Raw genomic sequence first — 18,632 nt, forward strand, 5'->3', positions numbered from 1 at the left:
CAAGGCTAACACTCTTTCAAGCTTCGTTGTGGGCAAAGCGAGATCAGAATACGGTCTGCCCGTGGCAGTTATTTTAAGAATGCCTTGTTCTGCGGTTCATGGTTAAATACGTCTTAATATCAGCAGGAGTATCTGCTCCAATATCAACAGGGTTTCTGAGTGGTATAAGTTTGTTGAGGTATTCAGTGGCCATTTTTTCCGGTACAGGCCGGGCAAAAAGATATCCCTGGGCCTTGTGGCATCCTAATTGTTCCAGGATATCCAGCTGCTCATCCTTTTCAACACCTTCGGCCACCACCTCCACTCCCAGACTTATGGACATCATAATGATGGATTTCACCACTTCCAGAGTTTGGGATCTTTCATTGATTTTTCCAATAAAGGAGCTGTCAATTTTCAATTGATCCATGGGAAACTCATGAACATAGGCCAGAGATGAATATCCGGTTCCAAAATCATCTATGGCAATTTGAACGCCTTTGTTTTTGATAAGATTTAATTTTTCCACAGCTTCCCTGGAATGCTTCATCAACAACGACTCGGTGATTTCCAATCGAATACATCGGGGAGGAACCCCGTATTTTGCAATCATTTTATCAATTATTTGAACAAAAGAAGGCTGTAAAAATTGATTGACAGAAACATTGATATTCATGCAAAGTGATTTTTCCGCTTCCCCCATGCCGTGCCATTGGGAAAGCTGTTGACACGCTTTTTCCAGCACCCAGGTACCAATGGGAACAATCAGCCCCGTCTCTTCGGCAATGGGGATAAATTTTTCTGGAGAGATGACTCCGTACTTGGGGTGGCACCACCGAATGAGTGCTTCAAATCCCGACAATTGATTCTTTTCAATGGAAATAATGGGTTGAAAATAGAGACAAAATTCATTTCGTTCCAGGGCAAAACGAAGTTCATTTTCCACCTTGATCCGCTCCAGGGCTTGTTCATGCATGGAACTTTCATAGTGTCTGAAACAGGATTTCCCGGTATTTTTGGCGCGATACATGGCCATATCCGCGTCCCGGAGCAACTCTTCCGGAGAGCGCCCAACAGCTGTTTGCCAGACAATCCCGATACTGGCACTCAAGGTCACTTCCACATCGTTGAAGGCAACGGGCTTTTGGATCACCGTCTGCATGCGCCGGGCGATCTCCTCCACCTGCTGGATATCCTTTACGTCTTCAACAATTGCTACAAATTCATCCCCCCCCATACGGGCCAGGGTATCCATGGATCTCAGACAGGACTGAATGGTTTTTGAAAGATGAATCAACATTTTATCCCCGGCCAGATGCCCCAGGGAATCATTGAGTTCTTTAAAGCGATCAAGATCAATCATCAACACGGCAAAAGGACAATTGGAATTTCTTTTCAATCGTTCCAAGGCCCTATTCAGACGTTCAGTCAAGAGAGTTCGGTTGGGTATATTTGTCAGGGGATCGTAAAGCGCCTGATATCGCAATTTTGCAAGTAATCTGTCCTGATGTTTTTTTAAAGCAAGATGAGAGCGCACCCGTGATTTTACCACCATTTTTTTCACCGGCTTTCTAATATAGTCCACTGCCCCCATGGCAAAACCCCTTATTTCGTCTTCATCATCACTTTTTGCCGAGACAAAAATCACCGGTATATCCCGGGTCCGATGATCCTTTTTTAATTTCCGGCAAACCTCATATCCATCCATCTCCGGCATCATCACATCCAACAAAATCAGATCCGGAGGATTGCTGAACGCCGCTTGCATTGCCTGGCAGCCGTCAATGGCGGCCAAAACCTGATATTCTTGACTGAGCATTCCCCACAATACATCAATATTCTCAGGGGTATCATCCACAATCAACACCTTGTTCTTCATAACTGCCTCGCACTTAGCGTGATATCCTTTATTATCAGGACGTAAATCCATTGGTGGAAAAAGAGTGGATCTTCCTTCGAATCTGCGCCATGGTATTCCGGGCGCTGTTGAAATCAAACAATTTGATCTCTTTTTCAAGATCCATGATTTCCTCCTTGAGATCAGTGCCCTTTAATGGGGTTAAATGTTTATTTATAAAAATTTTGGCCGTCACTTGATTCTCTTCCAGCATCCGGCTGCATCTTTCCAGCAACACAGACATTTGCGACCAATCCACATCACTATTATTAAAGGATATTGTCTGTTCTACATCTTGAGGCGACTGACCTGAAAAGGGTACCTTCTTTTCCTCCACGGTCTCCACGCTGCAAACTGGAAAGGTCACAGTAAAATAAAAGGAACTCCCTTTATTCTCTTCACTTTCCACCCAGATGCGCCCCCCCATCAGCTGGAGCAAATGACGGGAAATGGCCAATCCCAGGCCGGTTCCACCGTATTTTCGAGTCACAGTGTTGTCAGCCTGGGAAAAAGGAGAAAAAATCGTATCAATGGCGTCTGGTGCAATGCCAATGCCTGTATCATGAACGGTAAACAAGAGCTTTTCCTCTTCCTTCCCATCCCCCGGCCCTATCTCAGTCGTTTGCTCCACCGAAATCTTCACTCTTCCCTTTTCAGAAAATTTAATTGCATTGGACAGCAGATTATTCACAATCTGCTTTAAGCGAAATGGGTCACCGGAATGCTGAAGGGCCACTTTATCGCCGATCTCCAATTCAAGGGTAAGTTTTTTTTGTCGTGCATTTTCACGGAATAACGCCACCGCATCCTCCACGACACTCTCCACGGAAAAAGGAATGAACTCCAATGTCATTTTGTTGGCTGCAGCCTTGGAAAAATCAAGAATATCATCAATGATCCTCATCAAAGCAGCTGTGGCATCTGAAGCTGTCTGGAGATACATATTTTGGGTTATATCAAGATCGGTGGAGGATAAAACTTCTGTCATCCCGAGGATGGCATTCATGGGGGTTTTAATCTCATGGCTCATATTGGCCAAAAAGGTACTTTTTGCCTTGTCAGAAGCCACAGCCACCTCCTTGGCAACCCGTAGTTCATCAACAAGGGCCGCCAACTCCCGGGTTCTGCGGGCAACTTTTTCTTCCAGATCGCTTTCACGATTACGGATCTGCCGAATCATCCAGTTCATATCCCGCATCAACTGGTTTAACTCGTTTTCTTCATCCTTTTCCATGGGGGGATTGGGGATCTCAAAAAACATGTAATTGCCCTTTTTGATTTCCCGGCATAGGGATGAAATAGTGTTTAATTGGTTTAAAACAATCCAATTAAGCCCGGGAAGAATGTGGGCAATCATTGGAAGAACCACGGCCAAGCCAATTCCAAGAATTAAGGCTGCCTGAAAATCATGCACTAAGAACATCTGGTGGCACCATCCATACCAACCCAAGATCAAAACCGGAACAACGCTGTAAAAAAAAAGAACGATCCGAAACTTTGTTTTTAACATTATGGAAAACCACACAAATACATACCTCCATACCACCAGGTCAAGCAGGCACTTTATAAAAGGCAGGAATCCTCCTGCCCGAAAAATCAAACTAAACCGCTATTTTTTCCAGTGGAACAACCCGTTTGCCCACCTTTTTTTTCTTTCTGACGTTACATTTACAATTGACACAATTTCCTTTACAACCATGGCGTGATTTTTCAGCTATTTTGAGCACTTTACTCCCCGTCGGAGCCATTGCAAAACCGTTTTCGCCTTTAAAATAGAGAATTTCAGGAGGGACAATTCCTTTGTCTAAATAATTTTTAAAAATATCACATCCAAATGGAAAAACTTCCTGTAAGTGTCTGGTATCGACAAATATTCTTCCCTTTCCTTTATATGTGGCATGGAGCAGGTTGAGCAGTTCCCAGGCTGAATTTCCATTAAAACTACCTTGAGCTCTCACATGAAGGTCTCCATTGCTTTTTTTGATATTCATCTGAAAGTGATTTTGCATTACATTCTCCTTTTTCAATAAATCCCTGAATAAAAATTTGAACAAATCAGACTCAGGCCGTTTAACAATGGACATGGTTTTTCCCCCTTTAAGAACATTGTTTGATAAAAAACAACCGGCGCAAACCCACGATTTTTTTTAACCTTGTTATTGACGGAACAAGTATTTTGTTACCCTTATCCCATGTGATGACTTTCATTTCACGCACCCCCCCCATAACGTCTATCATTGTTTTACACATCTAACTTAAAGCTCAAAAAAAATCCGTTAATAAAAACGGATTGTCTGCCTGCACACTGAATATCCCCCCTCCCTGATTGATTGACCGGGGAGGGAAGAATAATTCAGGGTTAAATCAAATAAAAAGTGCCGGTGCTGTTTCAGATTTTAAAATTCAATGGCCAGCTGGGCGGTGATAACATCTGCCTCATCATCAGACTCAAATTCGTCATGGAGATACTCAAGAGCAAGGGTGGTATTCTCCAGGATAGCCACGGCAACTGCACCCACCACGCGGGTTTCCGGAAGCTCGTCTTCCAGATTGTCTGTTCCCTGATAGGCAAGACCCACAACGGTTTCTTTTCCAGCCATCTCAAAGGTATAACCCACTTCTGCATTCCATGCACAAGGTTTTTCTCCCTCTCCTGTGGTACCATTGGCATAGTTCCATTCAGGCTCATCCGTTGCGCCGACATACTCACCGATGACGGTCAAGGGACCAAAATTGAAAACGCCATGGAGGGCAACCCCCCCCACATACTCATCCAGAGCTGCTCCAGAACCATCCACAATATCGCCCATTCCATCGGAATCCAACAGATTGTTGATATAGCTGATACCCATATCCAGACTCATGGCATCGGTTTCCAGGGCATAACCGGCATTAAGACCGAAATTATCAACGTCGTTATCTCCATCAACTTCATCCACATCCCCGTTAAAAAGATAAGCCGCACAATAAAATCCTGCTATTTCATACCCAACTTCCAACGCGGTCTCGCGGGTCTCCCCAATCTCCAAGGTCAGGGGATCTGAAATCATATTACTCTCAAATGAACCAAAAGGCACATACAATTCACCGGCCTTAAGGTAAAACGGCAAATTTTCTCCACCGGTCAAGGTGATAAAAGCTTCGTCAAATACAATGTCTTCACCGTCTTCATAGAGCAGAAGCAGAGAACCGCTTACATGCTCTGAGATTTCCCCCTCAATACCCAGTTCCACAGTGGCAAGGGAAAAATCACTGGAATCTTCATCTTCAGCAGCGGGATTATCAAAATCAAGACTTTCAAATCCTGCTTCCACCTCAATGACACCACTCATGCTGATACGATCCAGCCAGCCGGGTAATGCCCCGCCACCACCTTTCATTTTTTCTTCAAGCTGGGTAATGCGTTCTCCAAGTGCGAAATTGGACAATTCTTCAGCCCAACCCATGGAGGTAATACAAAAAAGCATTAATCCACAAAATAGTGCTTGGAACCATTTCACCGTCAATACATTCATCTTTTTAACTTTCATCTTTTTCCTTCGGCATCTTTCATTCCTGCTGTACACTTTTACAGTCAATTGACCATTTTCAGGTGCTCGTTTTTTTAAAACTCTAAAGTATCTTTGGGGTAACTGAAAGATGCCTTTCCTTCTATGATTATTTCATATCCACAGCCTTGATCCACATAACAGCATCCCGGGAACATTTTTTACCTTTATGGGTGTAATCCGGATCAAGATCCAGAGCTGCAAATCCCCACCATCCCTGTTTAGGGATACCAAAGGTGAAAACACCGTTAACGTCGGCAAAAATGGTCTGCAAAACAAAGGAGTCCTGGGGAGCTTTTGCTGCGGCTTCCTTGGCAAAGGCTTTTTTGTCCAGCAGAGGCTTGTGGTTCATGTATTCAATTTCAATTTCAGCACCGGGTACGGGCTTGCCGTTAAAAAGCACCTGGCCCTGGAAGACATTACCGGTCCAGCGATCATAGGGTTTGCAAAGGGGAACAATTTCGGTGGGAAGACCAACAGGCTCCATCCATGCTCCGGGCTCTCCGCCCACATTGATGATCACCTTGGTGTTTTGTTTGATAAAAAAGCCGTCACCCTCTTCCCAGTAAGGATCGGGAATCAGACAAAATGTGTGGTCCCCGCCCCGGGCAGTATAACCGGTTTCCCAGGCAGCACCTGAATTGGTCAGACTGGTCCAGATAACAGGCTTGAGAGTGGGAAGAAGGTCGGTCTTTTTAGGGGTGTTTTCACCCCTGGATCGCACCACAAAAAATTGTTCCGGTTTTCCCATATCCATTGTATGGCCTGCCTCAAAGGGATGGGTAAATACCAGGGCCAGGGGAATTTTTCCGCCTTTGTTTAAGGCCGCTTCAGGGGTGTAGATCATCTGGAAATGGGCCATGGCCGGCAGAGACATGGCAAGAAGCATCATCCCGGCAAACAGTACAATTTTCTTTTTCATCGAACAAACTCCTTAAATAGTATTAATTAATCGGCACGGGCAAATCCGGCTTTGAGTCGAATTTACCCACTACACATCTTTATTCCACGATCTCATCACCGTCATTTTCCACAGCATGACCTTCACCACCATCAAAAATGACTTTATAAGGAACAGACGGCTTATCAAAGGAGAACTCGCTGTCCTCATTCATTTTTCCCTTGAGCAACTGCTTTCCGCTTTTATCCTCCACCCGCATCTCCACACCGGAGGCAGATGATCCATCAGAAAATCCACCCTCACAGGTGATGGTGTTATCTCCGTTGTCATAGCAGGAGCAAAGGGGGGTGTGGGCATAAACAGCGCTTGAGAAACAAAGAGAAAGTCCCAGTAATCCAGTAGAAATAAACCTGGTGTTAAATCGAATCATAACAGTTTCCTTTTTACCTTAAATTTATTGTATTGTTTTTGGTTCTGGACGGATGCACATAATTGCCGCCCGATTTATTATCCCTGTTATAAATATCGCATTACATTAGTAACTATTAAAAATAATAGATATATCTAACTTGATAGCCCAATAAAAGGCGTAGCTTTATTTCAATAATAATTTGCTACGCCTGTTTTTTTATATGAAGATCTTTAATTTTGAAAAATTATTGTATAGATGCCCCGGGTGCTCCGCTAACCGGTGTCATTTTTTTCCCCCAATGCTTGAACAAACCCGTTGCAATGGTCAACAGCACCGTTAATCCGTAAAAGACCCCCATCATCTGAATACCGCTGAGCCCCATGAGTCTGCCACCGGTGAAGATCCCCGATGCAACGACAAAACCCAGAATCGTTGGAAACACCATGGAAAACACCATCCACTTATAGGAAGCGGTCTGTACCTTGATCATGATGGTGGTGGCCAGGCAGGGCGGATACATGGCAAAGAATACCATGATGGCCAATGCATGAAGAGGCGTAAAATTATCTCCACCTGTTTCAGCGGCCATGCGATCTTCAAGGCTTTTATTTTCATCGGCTCCCTGCTGATACAGGACACCAATGGTGGCCACACTGGACTCCCTGGCGGCAAAGGATGATAAAATAGCCACATTTACTTTCCAGTCAAATCCTGCCCACTGGGTCAGGGGTTCCAGGGAGCGCCCCACCATACCCAGAAAACTGGTTTCAATCTGCTCTTCCTTGATCTGTCTGCGCAGACCTTTTCGTTTGGAGACAAGCTTGCGTAAACTCTTGTTAATTTTTTTGGCAGCCTTATCGCCCTTTGGCTTTAAGAATTTAAACAGGTCCGGATACCTGGATTGAAATTTAGCATCCAATGCCCTGGACCCTTCTGCCGTTTTAACGGTCAATTTGGCGGTCTTGTAATCAGTGTACACGTTCACAAGGGAGATAAGTGCAGCCTTGTCTTTAAATTGATGGGCATAACTGCTTGAAGCACTCTTTTCATGAAAAATTGTCACGGCCTGATCCATCTCATTCTGAAATTGTGTCGCCTTTTCATGGCCGAGCCCCGGAAACTGCAACATGGTAAAAACACAGACGGAAACGGCAACAACAATGGACCCCACTTTTTTAATGTATTGCCATGTCCGCTCAACGGCCCGTTGTCCTACGCCAAAAAAGGTGGGGGGATGGTATTTGGGAAGTTCCATGACAAAGGGGGCGGTTTCCATGGAGCTCAACAGGGTTGCCGTTAAAAATCGCGCCACCAAAAGTGCCACAAAAATTGTAAAGGTGGAGAGAAAAAGCATGGCCCACGATTTATAGGGCGCAAAAAACACGTTGATAAGAAGGGTGTAAAAAGGCACCTTGGCCAGGCAGTTCATGTAAGGCACAGTCAATATGGTGGCCATGCGGGAACGCTCGTCTGGAATACCCTTGGTGGCCATGACACCGGGAACGGCACACCCCCCGGCAAAGACACCGCCCAGGATAAAAGGCAACGTAGACTGCCCATGGAGCCCGAATAAATTAAAGAGCCGATCCAGGATAAAGGCAATGCGGGCCATATATCCGCTGTCTTCAAGGATGGCAATAAGGGCAAAAAGAATCAAAAAAATGGGAATATAATTTAAAAGGGCATTGGCGGAATCCACCATCCAAAGCCCCATGGATCGCACATAGGGGTCTTGCAGCATGCCGGCATCGGGTAAAAAGCCTGCCACAATGGCCCTGAATTTTGCCAGAACCGGCCACCAGTACCGGGTCAGTTCATACCCCTTGACAATGGAAAGCTGATAGATCATAAAAACGGTGAGCACAAGGAAAAAAGGGGCAGCAAAACGGTTTAGGACCACCGAATCAATCATTTCGGTGACCCTGTCCCTGCCGTCTTTTTTTTCAGTGACGCTTTCCTTGATAACCTTTGTGGCAAGCTTATCCCGGCATCCCATCATATAATCGGCCACATCCAGATCGTTCTGCGCCTCAAAGACATCCTTGATGCGACGGGCAGTCTGCAACTCATTACAAGACGCTCCCAGTGCCTGGGTGACAAGCCTCACAGCCTCGCTGTCTCCCTCCACAAGCTTGACAGCCAGCCATCGGCAGGGATATCTGCTTTCCAGGGTCGTCTGTGCCAAATCCTGTCTGAGATCCTCAATGGGTTTTTCAAGGGCATCGTAATTGATTTGCAAGGGGCTTTGAATTTTTCCATGATTTTTACCATTAAACACCTCAAGAATGGCATCCCTCAATTCCTTTTTACCAATACTTTTCCGCCCCACCGTGGGAATTACGGGCACTTTCAAATTTTTCCGCAATGCTTCAAAGTTAATCTCTGTACCATTTCTGGCAGCCACATCCATCATATTAAGGGCAATCACCACAGGAAATCCCATCTCCAGCACCTGGAAAGAAAAATACAGACTTCGTTTAAGGGATGAGGCATCCACAACATTAACAACAACATCAGGTTTTTCCGTGATAAGAAAATCCCTTGCCACCCGCTCCTCAAGGGAAAAAGAGGTAAGACTGTATGTTCCGGGCAGATCCACCGTTTCCACCTTCACATCTTTGTATCGATAAAATCCGGTCTTTTTATCAACGGTGACACCGGGATAGTTGGCAATGTGCTGACCGGCTCCGGTCAACATGTTGAACGTGGTCGATTTTCCGGCATTTTGCTGACCGGCCAACCCAACGAGAATTTTATTATTTACAAACTCAGGTGATATTGACATCGTGTTTCCCATGAACTTTATCATTTGCTTCCAAAAGCAGGTTCTTTTGCTGGATTAAGCATATTCAATTTCAATGAGATCTGCTTCCGATTTTCTAAGGGCCACCTTGTAGTTGGCCACACGACATTCAATGGGATCTCCCAGGGGGGCTCTGCGGATGACATCCACTTCTGCCTGGGGTACAAAGCCAAGATCAAGCAAGCGTTGCCTGACAGCGCCCTTGGCGTGATGGCAATGTATTTTTGCGCTGCACCCCGGCGGCACATCATTTAACATGCAACACTTTCCATGGCGTCGTCCCCTCATATTCTTTCCTTTTCCAAACCCTGGCATTGCTTACCTCCAAATAAAAAACATTGATATCAGGTCCCATTACTTCATCAAAATCGAACTCACATTACACAACTTCAATAACATTTTCAACAACAATTTTATATATCTAACATTTTTTAGCCACACGAACAAAAAAAACATAGACAAAACCTCTATTTTATTCCTTTTATTAACAGGGCGACCAAAATATTTTATTACAAATCCACTACAGGCTTTATTTCTATTTCTTGGACAAGCGTCCCTGCATGATTAAAATCCAAAGGTCCCGACAATCTTTTCTTCGCCATATTCCGTGGCATCCCGGATCACCTGGGAAATGGCACTCACACTGTAATTATGAAGCATATGAACATTTTTTTTATGTTTTTTACCCAGCTTTTTAACCACTGTACAGGCTGCATGGCTGTTACAGTTCACCGGGCACAGGACCATATCGGCACGTTTCATGCGATTTTCCAGGGGCTTGGAGCCTTTTCTCATATAGCCGTCATGGTAGTCAAATACCCCGCCATTCCCCTCGATGACCTCCCGATAAAGGGATTCCATGCGGGCAATGCCCCCCACAATCAATACCCGCTTTTCACAAAGATCAAATGCCGGACAGGAAGGATCACAAACGCACGGGTCAGAATTTGCGCATCCACTCTGGTTTGAATCCACAAAGTGGCCAATCAGATTCTGGGCTTCCCGGATGACCTGCTCGGTCCGTTCTTTTTGCAGTTTCAATTCCATGACAAGTCGCTCCCGTCCTTCCTTTAAGGTGTGTAATCGGGCCTTGGCTGCTCCGTGGGATTCCAAAGCATGTTCCAGGGAATCCTCCAGGTCCCGATTTCTCCCTTGAAGTTTTATCACTTCTGCTTTCCCTTGCTGATTCTGTAATTTTTTTCCAAGGTCTTGATTTTCTTTTTGGAGCAATTTGTTCTCTTGCTCCAGGCGGGCAAATGCTCTTGCCATATCATCATTCTTTTTTTGTAAGGATCGTCGGTGGGCCTTCCCTTTCTTGAGCTCATCGTTCATTTTTTCAATTAAGCCGTTCAAACGGGTAACCTGTTGCTTTATTTTCCGACTCTCGTCTCCCCCCCAGTGCATGGACATATGAATTTCACCAAACACCTTTCGTTTTGACTCCAGTGAAAGTTTAGGGTTGGCCGCAGCGGCCCAAAAAGAGATTAAATACTCACCGGCTTTAAAAGTTTTTTTAAAATGAGACATAAACGCCTTGTCATCCAGTTCAAAAAGCGGGGCTGCTGCTTTCATAAATTTTTTCTCCAGCAGGGCATCCACACGGCGGGAAATCTTGTTATCACTGTCCCCGCAAACCACCAGGGCCTCATGTATTTCGTAAAGGCCGGTCTTTTTCAAGGGGAAATCGGTCTTCTTTAAAACCTGCCTCTGCTCCGCCACCGTCAGGCACATCCCAACAATGGGACAGATAAAGCAAGTATCTACTTCCCAAAATTTCAACCGCTCCGGGGATTTAATCAAATCAATATTCAAAACCTGGTTGTTTTCATCTTTTACCCTGTTGGGTAAACTGGATTCCTGCATCGTGAGCCTCCTGATTCTTAATTATCAATATAATTACACATAGCTACTATTGTTTTAATTATCTAACTTTACAAATTTAAAAAAATCGTCCATACCTGTTATTTTTCAGGTAGACGATTGGTTATTTAATATAAACTGCCATGGACAAATCATATTGGGGTTCCAACGAAAATGGAACCCTAATTATTACAAGTCCTTGGCTGAAATTTTATATAAAATGATTAATGGAACATGGGCTTTGGACACAACCCACTCCACCGTGACACTGGGTAACACCATGACGACAGCCTTGTGTTGTAGCTATTGTTTAGAACAAATCTTGCAGATCAAAGGCTGCACAAAAAATATTGTCAACGCAAAACAGAATTCAAACCAAAGCAGGGGCGTGATGAGCGCATCAGACAAATTAATACCCCGTTCAGGGCTTCACCTTAGACATGGTATCCACTTGATCTTGAATTTTGCATATTATTGTACCTGTGCGTTCACGGCACTTTTCAGGGCGGCATCCATGATTCCGAAATTCTTGAAAAAAATCGAGCCACTCCTCCCCGGATCGGGGACATTTCTGGATAAAATCCATAAAATCGGCAAAGGCTTGCAAGGTTTCAGAACTGAGAGTATGTTCCATCTTACAAGCTTCTTTGTCAGCATTCTTGTAATCCACATTCAAAATTTCACTCAAAAATTTAAAAAGCACCTCATGTCTGTGGCGCATCTCCTTACCTATTTTTCTCCCCTCTTTGGTCAATTCCACGTACTCATATTTTTCATAGTCCACCAATCCTTTGCTGCCAAGATTTTTCAACATACTGGTTACGGTGGGCATTTTGACGTCCATCTCTTTTGCTATATCTTTGACCCGCACCACTTTTTTTTTCATACCCAGATTAAAAATAGCTTCCAGGTAATCTTCCATAACTGAGGTCAATTTTTTCTTGGACTTGCCGGGTGCAGCTGCTGCCACCATGCCGCCCTCCTATCAATATTAGAGTAATAAAATTATTTTTTATACTATTATCCAACCGAGTGCCAATTGTCAAGCACTTTACCATTTTGATCCTTTATATGACCGCAAAAATACTTTACAATTTTTTGGGAAAAGCCCCTCCAAATGGGGAAGAAGCACAGCCAGAAAATGAGCGGTCATGGAAAGCTTACATCAAACGGAATGGGCTTGGTCATAACGTCGGCCATTTTGTTATAAAATTTTGGTGTCAGAAATTAATACTTGTAATTACAACCTCTTGTAGCTAATAAAATATTATTATCTCTCCATAAAAAAGGAGTTCATCCGAATGGCCCGTTTTTGTACACCCCAGATGTAAAGGCCTGATTGAGAAGTCTACTCATCTATAACCTTTCTAACAATTCTTGCCAGATCTTTTTTGGAGAATGGTTTCTGAATAAAGTTCACCCCTTCGTCAAGAACACCATGCCGGGCAATGGCATTACTTGTATAGCCGGACATGAAGATGCACTTGAGGTTCGGGTAAATGGATTGCAGACTGTTGGCCAGTTCAAGGCCGTTCATTTCAGGCATGATTACGTCCGTTAAGAGCAGATCTATTTTACCGGTATATTCTTCAGCCAGCCGGATTGCTCCCGCCGAAGTGTTTTGTGTCAACACAATATAACCCAATCCGTCAAGCATTTGTCGGGCAAGTTTCAGGATTGATCGATCATCTTCCACAATCAAGACAATTTCCCCATGACCTGCCATGATCTCTTCTCTATTCTCCATTTGGATCTCAACAGCGTTGCCTTTATGCCGGGCCAGGTAGATCTTGACGGTCGTTCCTATACCGGGCTCACTGTAGACGTTAATGAAACCGTTGTTTTGTTTTACAATACCGTACACCGTGGATAATCCAAGCCCAGTACCTTTATCCAAACCCTTTGTGGTGAAAAAGGGCTCAAAAATATTGTCCAATATTTTTTTATCAATGCCGCAACCATTGTCGCTTACAGCCAGCATAACAAACTCCCCTGGAATAAAACCGTGATGTTCCGCACAATAAATCGCATCAAAAGATACTTTTTTTGTTTCTATGCTCACTTTGCCAACTCCGGAAATGGCGTCCCGGGCGTTAACACAAAGGTTGGCCAGGATCTGGTCGATCTGGGATGGGTCCATCTTAATGGGCCACATTGCAGCCCCCGGGCACCAGGACAAATCGATATCCTCACCGATAAGGCGCCGGAGCATCTTAATCATACTATCCACACTCTTGTTAAGGTCAAGCACCTTTGGGGCAATGGTCTGCTTGCGGGCAAAGGCCAGCAACTGACGGGTAATGTCCGTTGCACGCTTTGCAGCCTTTAGGATTTCTTTGAGGTCCACACGCAATGGTTCGGTCAGATCCTTCTCCTCCATGGCCAGTTCGGTGAACCCCATGATAACGCTGAGTACATTGTTGTAATCATGTGCCACCCCGCCTGCCAGACGTCCCACAGATTCCATCTTTTGAGCTTGGCGGAGTTGATCTTCGATGCTTTGACGCTTTTTTATCTGTTTATCTCTTTGCAACCTTGCATTCAGAAGGGGCGCAAGATGGCTGGCAATGGCCTCCATTAACCGAACATCGCTCTTATCATAGTCCGTCTCCTTATTGCCAACCAGCAGATTTCCAATGACTTCTCCATTGTAAATAATGGGAACACTCAGCGTTCTTGTTATTTGAATATGCCCTTCCGGCACCTGTGAGGGCTGGTTGGAATACAAGGATTTTCCCTCCATAAGAGATTGACCCCAGATCCCTGTCCATGACTTACGGGGAAATCTGATATCCTTGTCATGGACCTTGCACTCCTCCCATATATCCTTTGTCATGGAGGGGCAGACCAATGCCCCATCCTCGTCAATGTAACCCAAGATACCATACTTGCTGATTAAGGCCTTTAATACAATGTCTAAAAGGTCCTTGAAAACTTCGTCGTCAGGGGAAGTAATAAATACCCGGGAAATATGATTTTTAATGGCCAGCTCATTCTCGGAACGCCGCAACGCTTTTTCAATGCTTTTTCTCTCTTCGATTTCCTTTTGCAAATAAAGATTGGATTTTGACAGCTCGTGGGTTCGTTCCAATACCCGTTTTTCCAGTTCATCCTTGATTTGCTCAAGTTCCAGGTTAGCCTTTTTAAAGTCATTATTTTTTTGAATGGCAGCTTCATAGGTGGAAAGCAAAAGATCAATCATCTGTATTCGTTCGGAAGATAAAAAATATTCTTTTTCCCTGAAAAATATTTTAACTCCCACCTGGGAAGTGACACATTTTCTCATCTCCATGTTTATAATTGTGTATTTGATTCGGGACAGCATTACTTTTTTATCAAAGGGTTTGATGATAAAATTATTGGCCCCGCAAACCAGTCCGTTGATAACGTCTTCCGGTTCGGAAAGACTTGTTAAAAGGATCACCGGGATATCTTTGAGCTCATCATTCTTCTTGACCTTTTCACAGAGTTCATACCCATTCATCCTTGGCATGACAATGTCGGATATAATTATGTCGGGCCTGAAATCACTCAACATGCCAAAAGCTTGTTCACCATCTTCAGCGATTAAAACATTGTATCCGTTCTGTTCCAGAAAATATTGAATCTCCATAGCCTGGGTGGGGCTGTCCTCTACTACCAATAAAGAGACATTATTTTTCATAACTAATTCCTTTTTTGGAGGATCATATCGCTGTATTTTCATCAGGCATCAGATAGTTTCTATTTGAAACTCATTTTTTAAAACCCGGGACAGAAACTCTTCAGCCGAATTTGCAGGTGATTTGATTTGCGTTTGCGTTTGCGTCCTTATTAACCAAATCTATCAATACTTTGGCTATATTTTCCGGAGAAAGTTCATACATTACAGCATTACCTTTCATCGCCTCGCCCGCCATGCCGTGCACCAATGAACTGTCTTTATCCTGGGCAAAGGTAACTGCCCCTTTATCTTTCATAAATTTCAACCCGTCAGCCCCATCTTTCCCCATGCCCGTAAGCAGAATGCCTGCCGCAGATGGCCCATATACCTTTGCGACACTTCGAAATAAAAAAGAGATGGAGGGGCGGGAGCTGTTTTCCGGCTTGGCTTTGCTCAAGAGTATCCTCTTTGAGTGCTGAACTCCCATGTGGTAACCGTCCGGTGCAAAATAGACATGGCCCGGAAGTAAAATCTCTCCGTGGGAGGCAAGGTGAATGGCACAACCCGTGGTCTGGCCAAGCCAATTTATCAAGCAGTCTATGAAGCCTCTTGATATGTGCTGGACAATCAATATGGGTATGGGAAAAGTGTCAGGTATTTTTAAAAGAATTTCTTTTAATACAGGAGGTCCGCCTGCGGACGCGCCCATGGCTATAATGCCTATGTCAGCAGATCTTGCCACAGACCCGCCCCCAGGTACTCTCGGCATTGGCTGCCTTGGCTTTTTTGTCATATCCGTTACGTGTTTATGACGCTTGACCATGGTTATTTCCGACATCAGCTTTACATTTTGAAGCAATTCTTCATAATCACGCTCATGGTCCGGGTGGTTTACCCCCCATGGTTTATTTAAAATGCTGACCGCACCCGCTTCCATGGCGCGAAATATCACAGCAGTCTCTTTAACATCGTGAATTGCACTCATAATAATGATGGGCACGGGATTGTTTTCCATAATTATGCGGGTTGCCTCGAAACCATTCATTTTGGGCATATGAATGTCCATTAAGATCACATCTGGATGCTTTTTTTTTGATAATGCCACCGCCTCTTTGCCGTTTTCGGCAATTCCCACGATGGTGGTTTCATCGTCTGAATCCAGTAGATATTTCAGATATTCCATGGTTGTATGCGAATCATCGGCTATTAAAACTTTAATCATGGTAATTTCCTGACTGCTAAATATATTTTTGAACTACTTCCAATAGGTTGCTCTGGTCAAAGCTGCTTTTAACAATGTATGCGTTGGCACCAACATCAATTCCCCGCTCACGATCTTCCCGGGAATGAAGCGCCGTCACCAGTATTACGGGTAAATCGCCAAGCGTTTTATCTTTACGAATTTTTTCGGTGAGAACAAATCCGTTCATCCTTGGCATGTCAACATCAGATACTAACAAGTTATATTTTGTTTGCTTGAGCTCTGTTAAGGCTTCAAGGCCGTCAATTACTGTTTTTACCCGGTACCCTGCTGACTCCAAAATGGTTTTCAAGAGCATGCGTGAAGTAATGGAATCCTCGGCAACCAACACAGATATCTGTGCTGCTTTCTTGCCAACGGCACCCCTTGCAACCATGGGCCTCACGTGCATTGCAGATTTTATCAAATCCGTAACATTCAAAATGGATACCACCTTCCTGTTTCCCAGAACCGTTGCGCCGTATATGTTCCTGACCCGGGAGAGCTGATTTCCAAGACTCTTAAACAAAATCTCTTCCTCATCCAGGACATTGTCCAGGCTGAATGCAATCCGTTTTTCCCGGGTTCCCAGAACCAGGGCCGGAATTTTAGATGCAAATGTTTGTTCCTTAGGCGGAATTTCCAGGACGTCGTCAAGGCGAACCAAAGGAATTCTATGTCCGTTTAAGGGAATGGTCTTTCTGTTTTCAACGGTTTTAACATCATCCGGATTGATTCTCACCACCTGGTTAACACTTGCCGTGGGCACAACAAACTGCTGATTGCCTGCCTCCACCAGAACGCCTCTAAAGGTGGCAAGGGTTATGGGAAGAAGCGCCCGGATTATCGTCCCTTGACCCAAACGGCTTTCAATAGACACCTTTCCGCCAAGCCGTTCAATTTTCTCACGCACAATGGCCATACCCAGGCCCCTTCCGGAAATGTCCGTTACTATTGAACTTGTGGTCACCTCTGATTGAAAAATAAGATCAAAGACCTCCTTGTCAGAAAGTCCGCTTGCCTCCTGCCTGGATACAACGTTTTTCTCAATGGCCGCTTCTTTTACTTTTTCTAAGTCAATTCCCGCGCCATCATCAGAGATGGAAATCTCTATCCTGTCACCGTTCACCTGGCTGACCATGACCTTAATAGTTCCCATTGGCGGCTTTTGATTTTTTTTTCTCAACGCCTGTTTTTCAATTCCGTGATCCACACAGTTGCGCAATACATGTATGAGCGGATCTTTCATCTCTTCCAGGATTTTCCTGTCAATTTCAATCTCTCCTCCCTCCATTGATACCTTGACGTTTTTCCCTTGATCCCGGGAAAGATCCCGCACTATTTTGGGAATAATCTCAAGAAAAGTTGAAAAAGGCAACATCAACACATCTTTCATATCTTTGAGCAACCTCTCCACCAGCTCACTGATCACCCGCTTATCCCGGTGCGCTGACCTGACAAGGGAAATGAGCCTGGATTCAAATATTCTGGATTGATCCTGGTTGGACGCCACAAGCGCCATCAACTTGGATACAGAGTTCAAAGCTGATCTCTCCCGGTTACCTGATTCTCCTTTTTTTTTAATAATCTGTGTTAAAATACGCGTAGTATCGGCAACCCTGCCCCACTCCTTCTGCAATAACTCCAGCATTTCAATGATGTGCTCAAGTTCGTTCTTGTGCTGATTTGCCAGAAGTTTTACCTGAAGCATTTCCTCGGCTTGCAGCATGAGCAGATCCAATTTTTTTAACGACACCCTTACCGTTTGCGTCTTATCTTTGGAGCGATCCGACTTTGTTAAAGTATCTTCAGCAAATTCTTTGGGGGGAGGAATTTCTTTTTTATGACTTTCTTCTTCTTTAATGATCGCAATCGCTTCTTTCACAGGCTCTGGTTTTTTTTTAACAAATTTAGTTTTCCCCGGGCTTTCCCCTGAACTGAGCGCATTGATTTGTTCCACAATTTCACAAACCTGATTTTTATGATCACTTGGCTGATTATTGCCAAGCGTGTCAGCAAAATCAGCCAATGTGTCGGTTGCGTGATGGAGCACATCCATCATTTCAGGCATAATTTTAATTTGTTTTCTTTTCAACGCTGAAAAAACATTCTCAAGGGCTTTTATGATTTTTTCTATCTCCCTCAGACCGGCCGAGCGGGAGGCACCTTTCAGGCTGTGGACCTGTCGGAACATGGATTCAATCACCTCATCGCAGCCGTCACCGCCAGGATTTTTTTCCAGCTTGATCAGATCAGAACTCAGCTCTCTAAGGCGTTCTTTGGCTTCTGTTTTAAATGCCGCCTGGAGCTTTCTTATCAAATCAACATTATTCATGGGGTTTCCCCGTT

General features: G+C 44.4%; 13 protein-coding genes. All 13 read right to left on the minus strand.

The window, feature by feature from the left end:
• Nucleotides 1-73: 73 nt before the first annotated feature.
• Nucleotides 74-1,909 carry a two-component system response regulator gene (locus B9A32_RS01665; protein WP_084066625.1) on the minus strand — a complete coding sequence of 612 codons (1,836 nt, stop codon included), beginning with the start codon at nucleotides 1,907-1,909 and terminating at the stop codon, nucleotides 74-76.
• Entirely contained in the window at nucleotides 1,893-3,137 is a 1,245-nt protein-coding gene (locus tag B9A32_RS01670; protein WP_170923659.1) for a sensor histidine kinase, read from the minus strand. Before B9A32_RS01670 ends, B9A32_RS01665 begins: the two co-directional genes overlap by 17 nt.
• Before the next feature lie 340 nt (nucleotides 3,138-3,477).
• A complete protein-coding gene (locus B9A32_RS01675; protein WP_084066627.1) occupies nucleotides 3,478-3,960 on the minus strand; it encodes a hypothetical protein in 483 nt (160 codons plus the stop codon).
• A 312-nt stretch (nucleotides 3,961-4,272) separates the two neighbouring features.
• Entirely contained in the window at nucleotides 4,273-5,406 is a 1,134-nt protein-coding gene (locus B9A32_RS01680; RefSeq protein WP_084066628.1) for an LbtU family siderophore porin, read from the minus strand.
• A gap of 127 nt (nucleotides 5,407-5,533) precedes the next feature.
• Nucleotides 5,534-6,346, minus strand: coding sequence for a DUF4198 domain-containing protein (locus B9A32_RS01685; protein ID WP_084066629.1), 813 nt, complete (start codon nucleotides 6,344-6,346; stop codon nucleotides 5,534-5,536).
• A 79-nt stretch (nucleotides 6,347-6,425) separates the two neighbouring features.
• Nucleotides 6,426-6,755 (minus strand): hypothetical protein, encoded by a 330-nt coding sequence (locus B9A32_RS01690; protein ID WP_084066630.1) that lies wholly within the window; start codon nucleotides 6,753-6,755, stop codon nucleotides 6,426-6,428.
• Nucleotides 6,756-6,981: 226 nt separating this feature from the next.
• On the minus strand, nucleotides 6,982-9,522 hold the full coding sequence (gene feoB / locus B9A32_RS01695) for a ferrous iron transport protein B (protein WP_139795665.1): 2,541 nt from the start codon (nucleotides 9,520-9,522) through the stop codon (nucleotides 6,982-6,984).
• 54 nt (nucleotides 9,523-9,576) lie between these two features.
• Nucleotides 9,577-9,855, minus strand: a complete 279-nt coding sequence (locus B9A32_RS01700) for a FeoA family protein (RefSeq protein ID WP_232366992.1) — start codon at nucleotides 9,853-9,855, stop codon at nucleotides 9,577-9,579.
• 249 nt (nucleotides 9,856-10,104) lie between these two features.
• Complete coding sequence (locus B9A32_RS01710; protein WP_084066633.1) at nucleotides 10,105-11,403, minus strand: DUF2325 domain-containing protein; 1,299 nt, start codon at nucleotides 11,401-11,403, stop codon at nucleotides 10,105-10,107.
• Between the two features lie 418 nt (nucleotides 11,404-11,821).
• On the minus strand, nucleotides 11,822-12,373 hold the full coding sequence (locus tag B9A32_RS01715) for a metal-dependent transcriptional regulator (protein WP_084066634.1): 552 nt from the start codon (nucleotides 12,371-12,373) through the stop codon (nucleotides 11,822-11,824).
• Nucleotides 12,374-12,748: 375 nt separating this feature from the next.
• Entirely contained in the window at nucleotides 12,749-15,064 is a 2,316-nt protein-coding gene (locus B9A32_RS01720; protein ID WP_170923660.1) for a response regulator, read from the minus strand.
• Between the two features lie 100 nt (nucleotides 15,065-15,164).
• Nucleotides 15,165-16,265: a chemotaxis-specific protein-glutamate methyltransferase CheB gene (cheB, locus tag B9A32_RS01725; RefSeq protein WP_084066635.1), complete on the minus strand. Its 1,101-nt coding sequence runs from the start codon at nucleotides 16,263-16,265 to the stop codon at nucleotides 15,165-15,167.
• A 16-nt stretch (nucleotides 16,266-16,281) separates the two neighbouring features.
• On the minus strand, nucleotides 16,282-18,618 hold the full coding sequence (locus tag B9A32_RS01730; RefSeq protein WP_084066694.1) for a hybrid sensor histidine kinase/response regulator: 2,337 nt from the start codon (nucleotides 18,616-18,618) through the stop codon (nucleotides 16,282-16,284).
• Nucleotides 18,619-18,632: the final 14 nt, after the last annotated feature.

Origin of the sequence: Desulfocicer vacuolatum DSM 3385 (genome assembly GCF_900176365.1) — a bacterium.
GTDB lineage: Bacteria > Desulfobacterota > Desulfobacteria > Desulfobacterales > Desulfobacteraceae > Desulfocicer > Desulfocicer vacuolatum.

Coding starts and splice junctions, on each gene's coding strand:
- B9A32_RS01670 (WP_170923659.1), bottom strand. CDS start 3,137: ATGTTTTTTGAGATCCCCAATCCCCCCATGGAAAAGGATGAAGAAAAC.
- B9A32_RS01665 (WP_084066625.1), bottom strand. CDS start 1,909: ATGGATTTACGTCCTGATAATAAAGGATATCACGCTAAGTGCGAGGCA.
- B9A32_RS01685 (WP_084066629.1), bottom strand. CDS start 6,346: ATGAAAAAGAAAATTGTACTGTTTGCCGGGATGATGCTTCTTGCCATG.
- cheB (WP_084066635.1), bottom strand. CDS start 16,265: ATGATTAAAGTTTTAATAGCCGATGATTCGCATACAACCATGGAATAT.
- B9A32_RS01680 (WP_084066628.1), bottom strand. CDS start 5,406: ATGAAAGTTAAAAAGATGAATGTATTGACGGTGAAATGGTTCCAAGCA.
- feoB (WP_139795665.1), bottom strand. CDS start 9,522: ATGTCAATATCACCTGAGTTTGTAAATAATAAAATTCTCGTTGGGTTG.
- B9A32_RS01715 (WP_084066634.1), bottom strand. CDS start 12,373: ATGGTGGCAGCAGCTGCACCCGGCAAGTCCAAGAAAAAATTGACCTCA.
- B9A32_RS01690 (WP_084066630.1), bottom strand. CDS start 6,755: ATGATTCGATTTAACACCAGGTTTATTTCTACTGGATTACTGGGACTT.
- B9A32_RS01730 (WP_084066694.1), bottom strand. CDS start 18,618: ATGAATAATGTTGATTTGATAAGAAAGCTCCAGGCGGCATTTAAAACA.
- B9A32_RS01700 (WP_232366992.1), bottom strand. CDS start 9,855: ATGCCAGGGTTTGGAAAAGGAAAGAATATGAGGGGACGACGCCATGGA.
- B9A32_RS01720 (WP_170923660.1), bottom strand. CDS start 15,064: ATGAAAAATAATGTCTCTTTATTGGTAGTAGAGGACAGCCCCACCCAG.
- B9A32_RS01675 (WP_084066627.1), bottom strand. CDS start 3,960: ATGTCCATTGTTAAACGGCCTGAGTCTGATTTGTTCAAATTTTTATTC.
- B9A32_RS01710 (WP_084066633.1), bottom strand. CDS start 11,403: ATGCAGGAATCCAGTTTACCCAACAGGGTAAAAGATGAAAACAACCAG.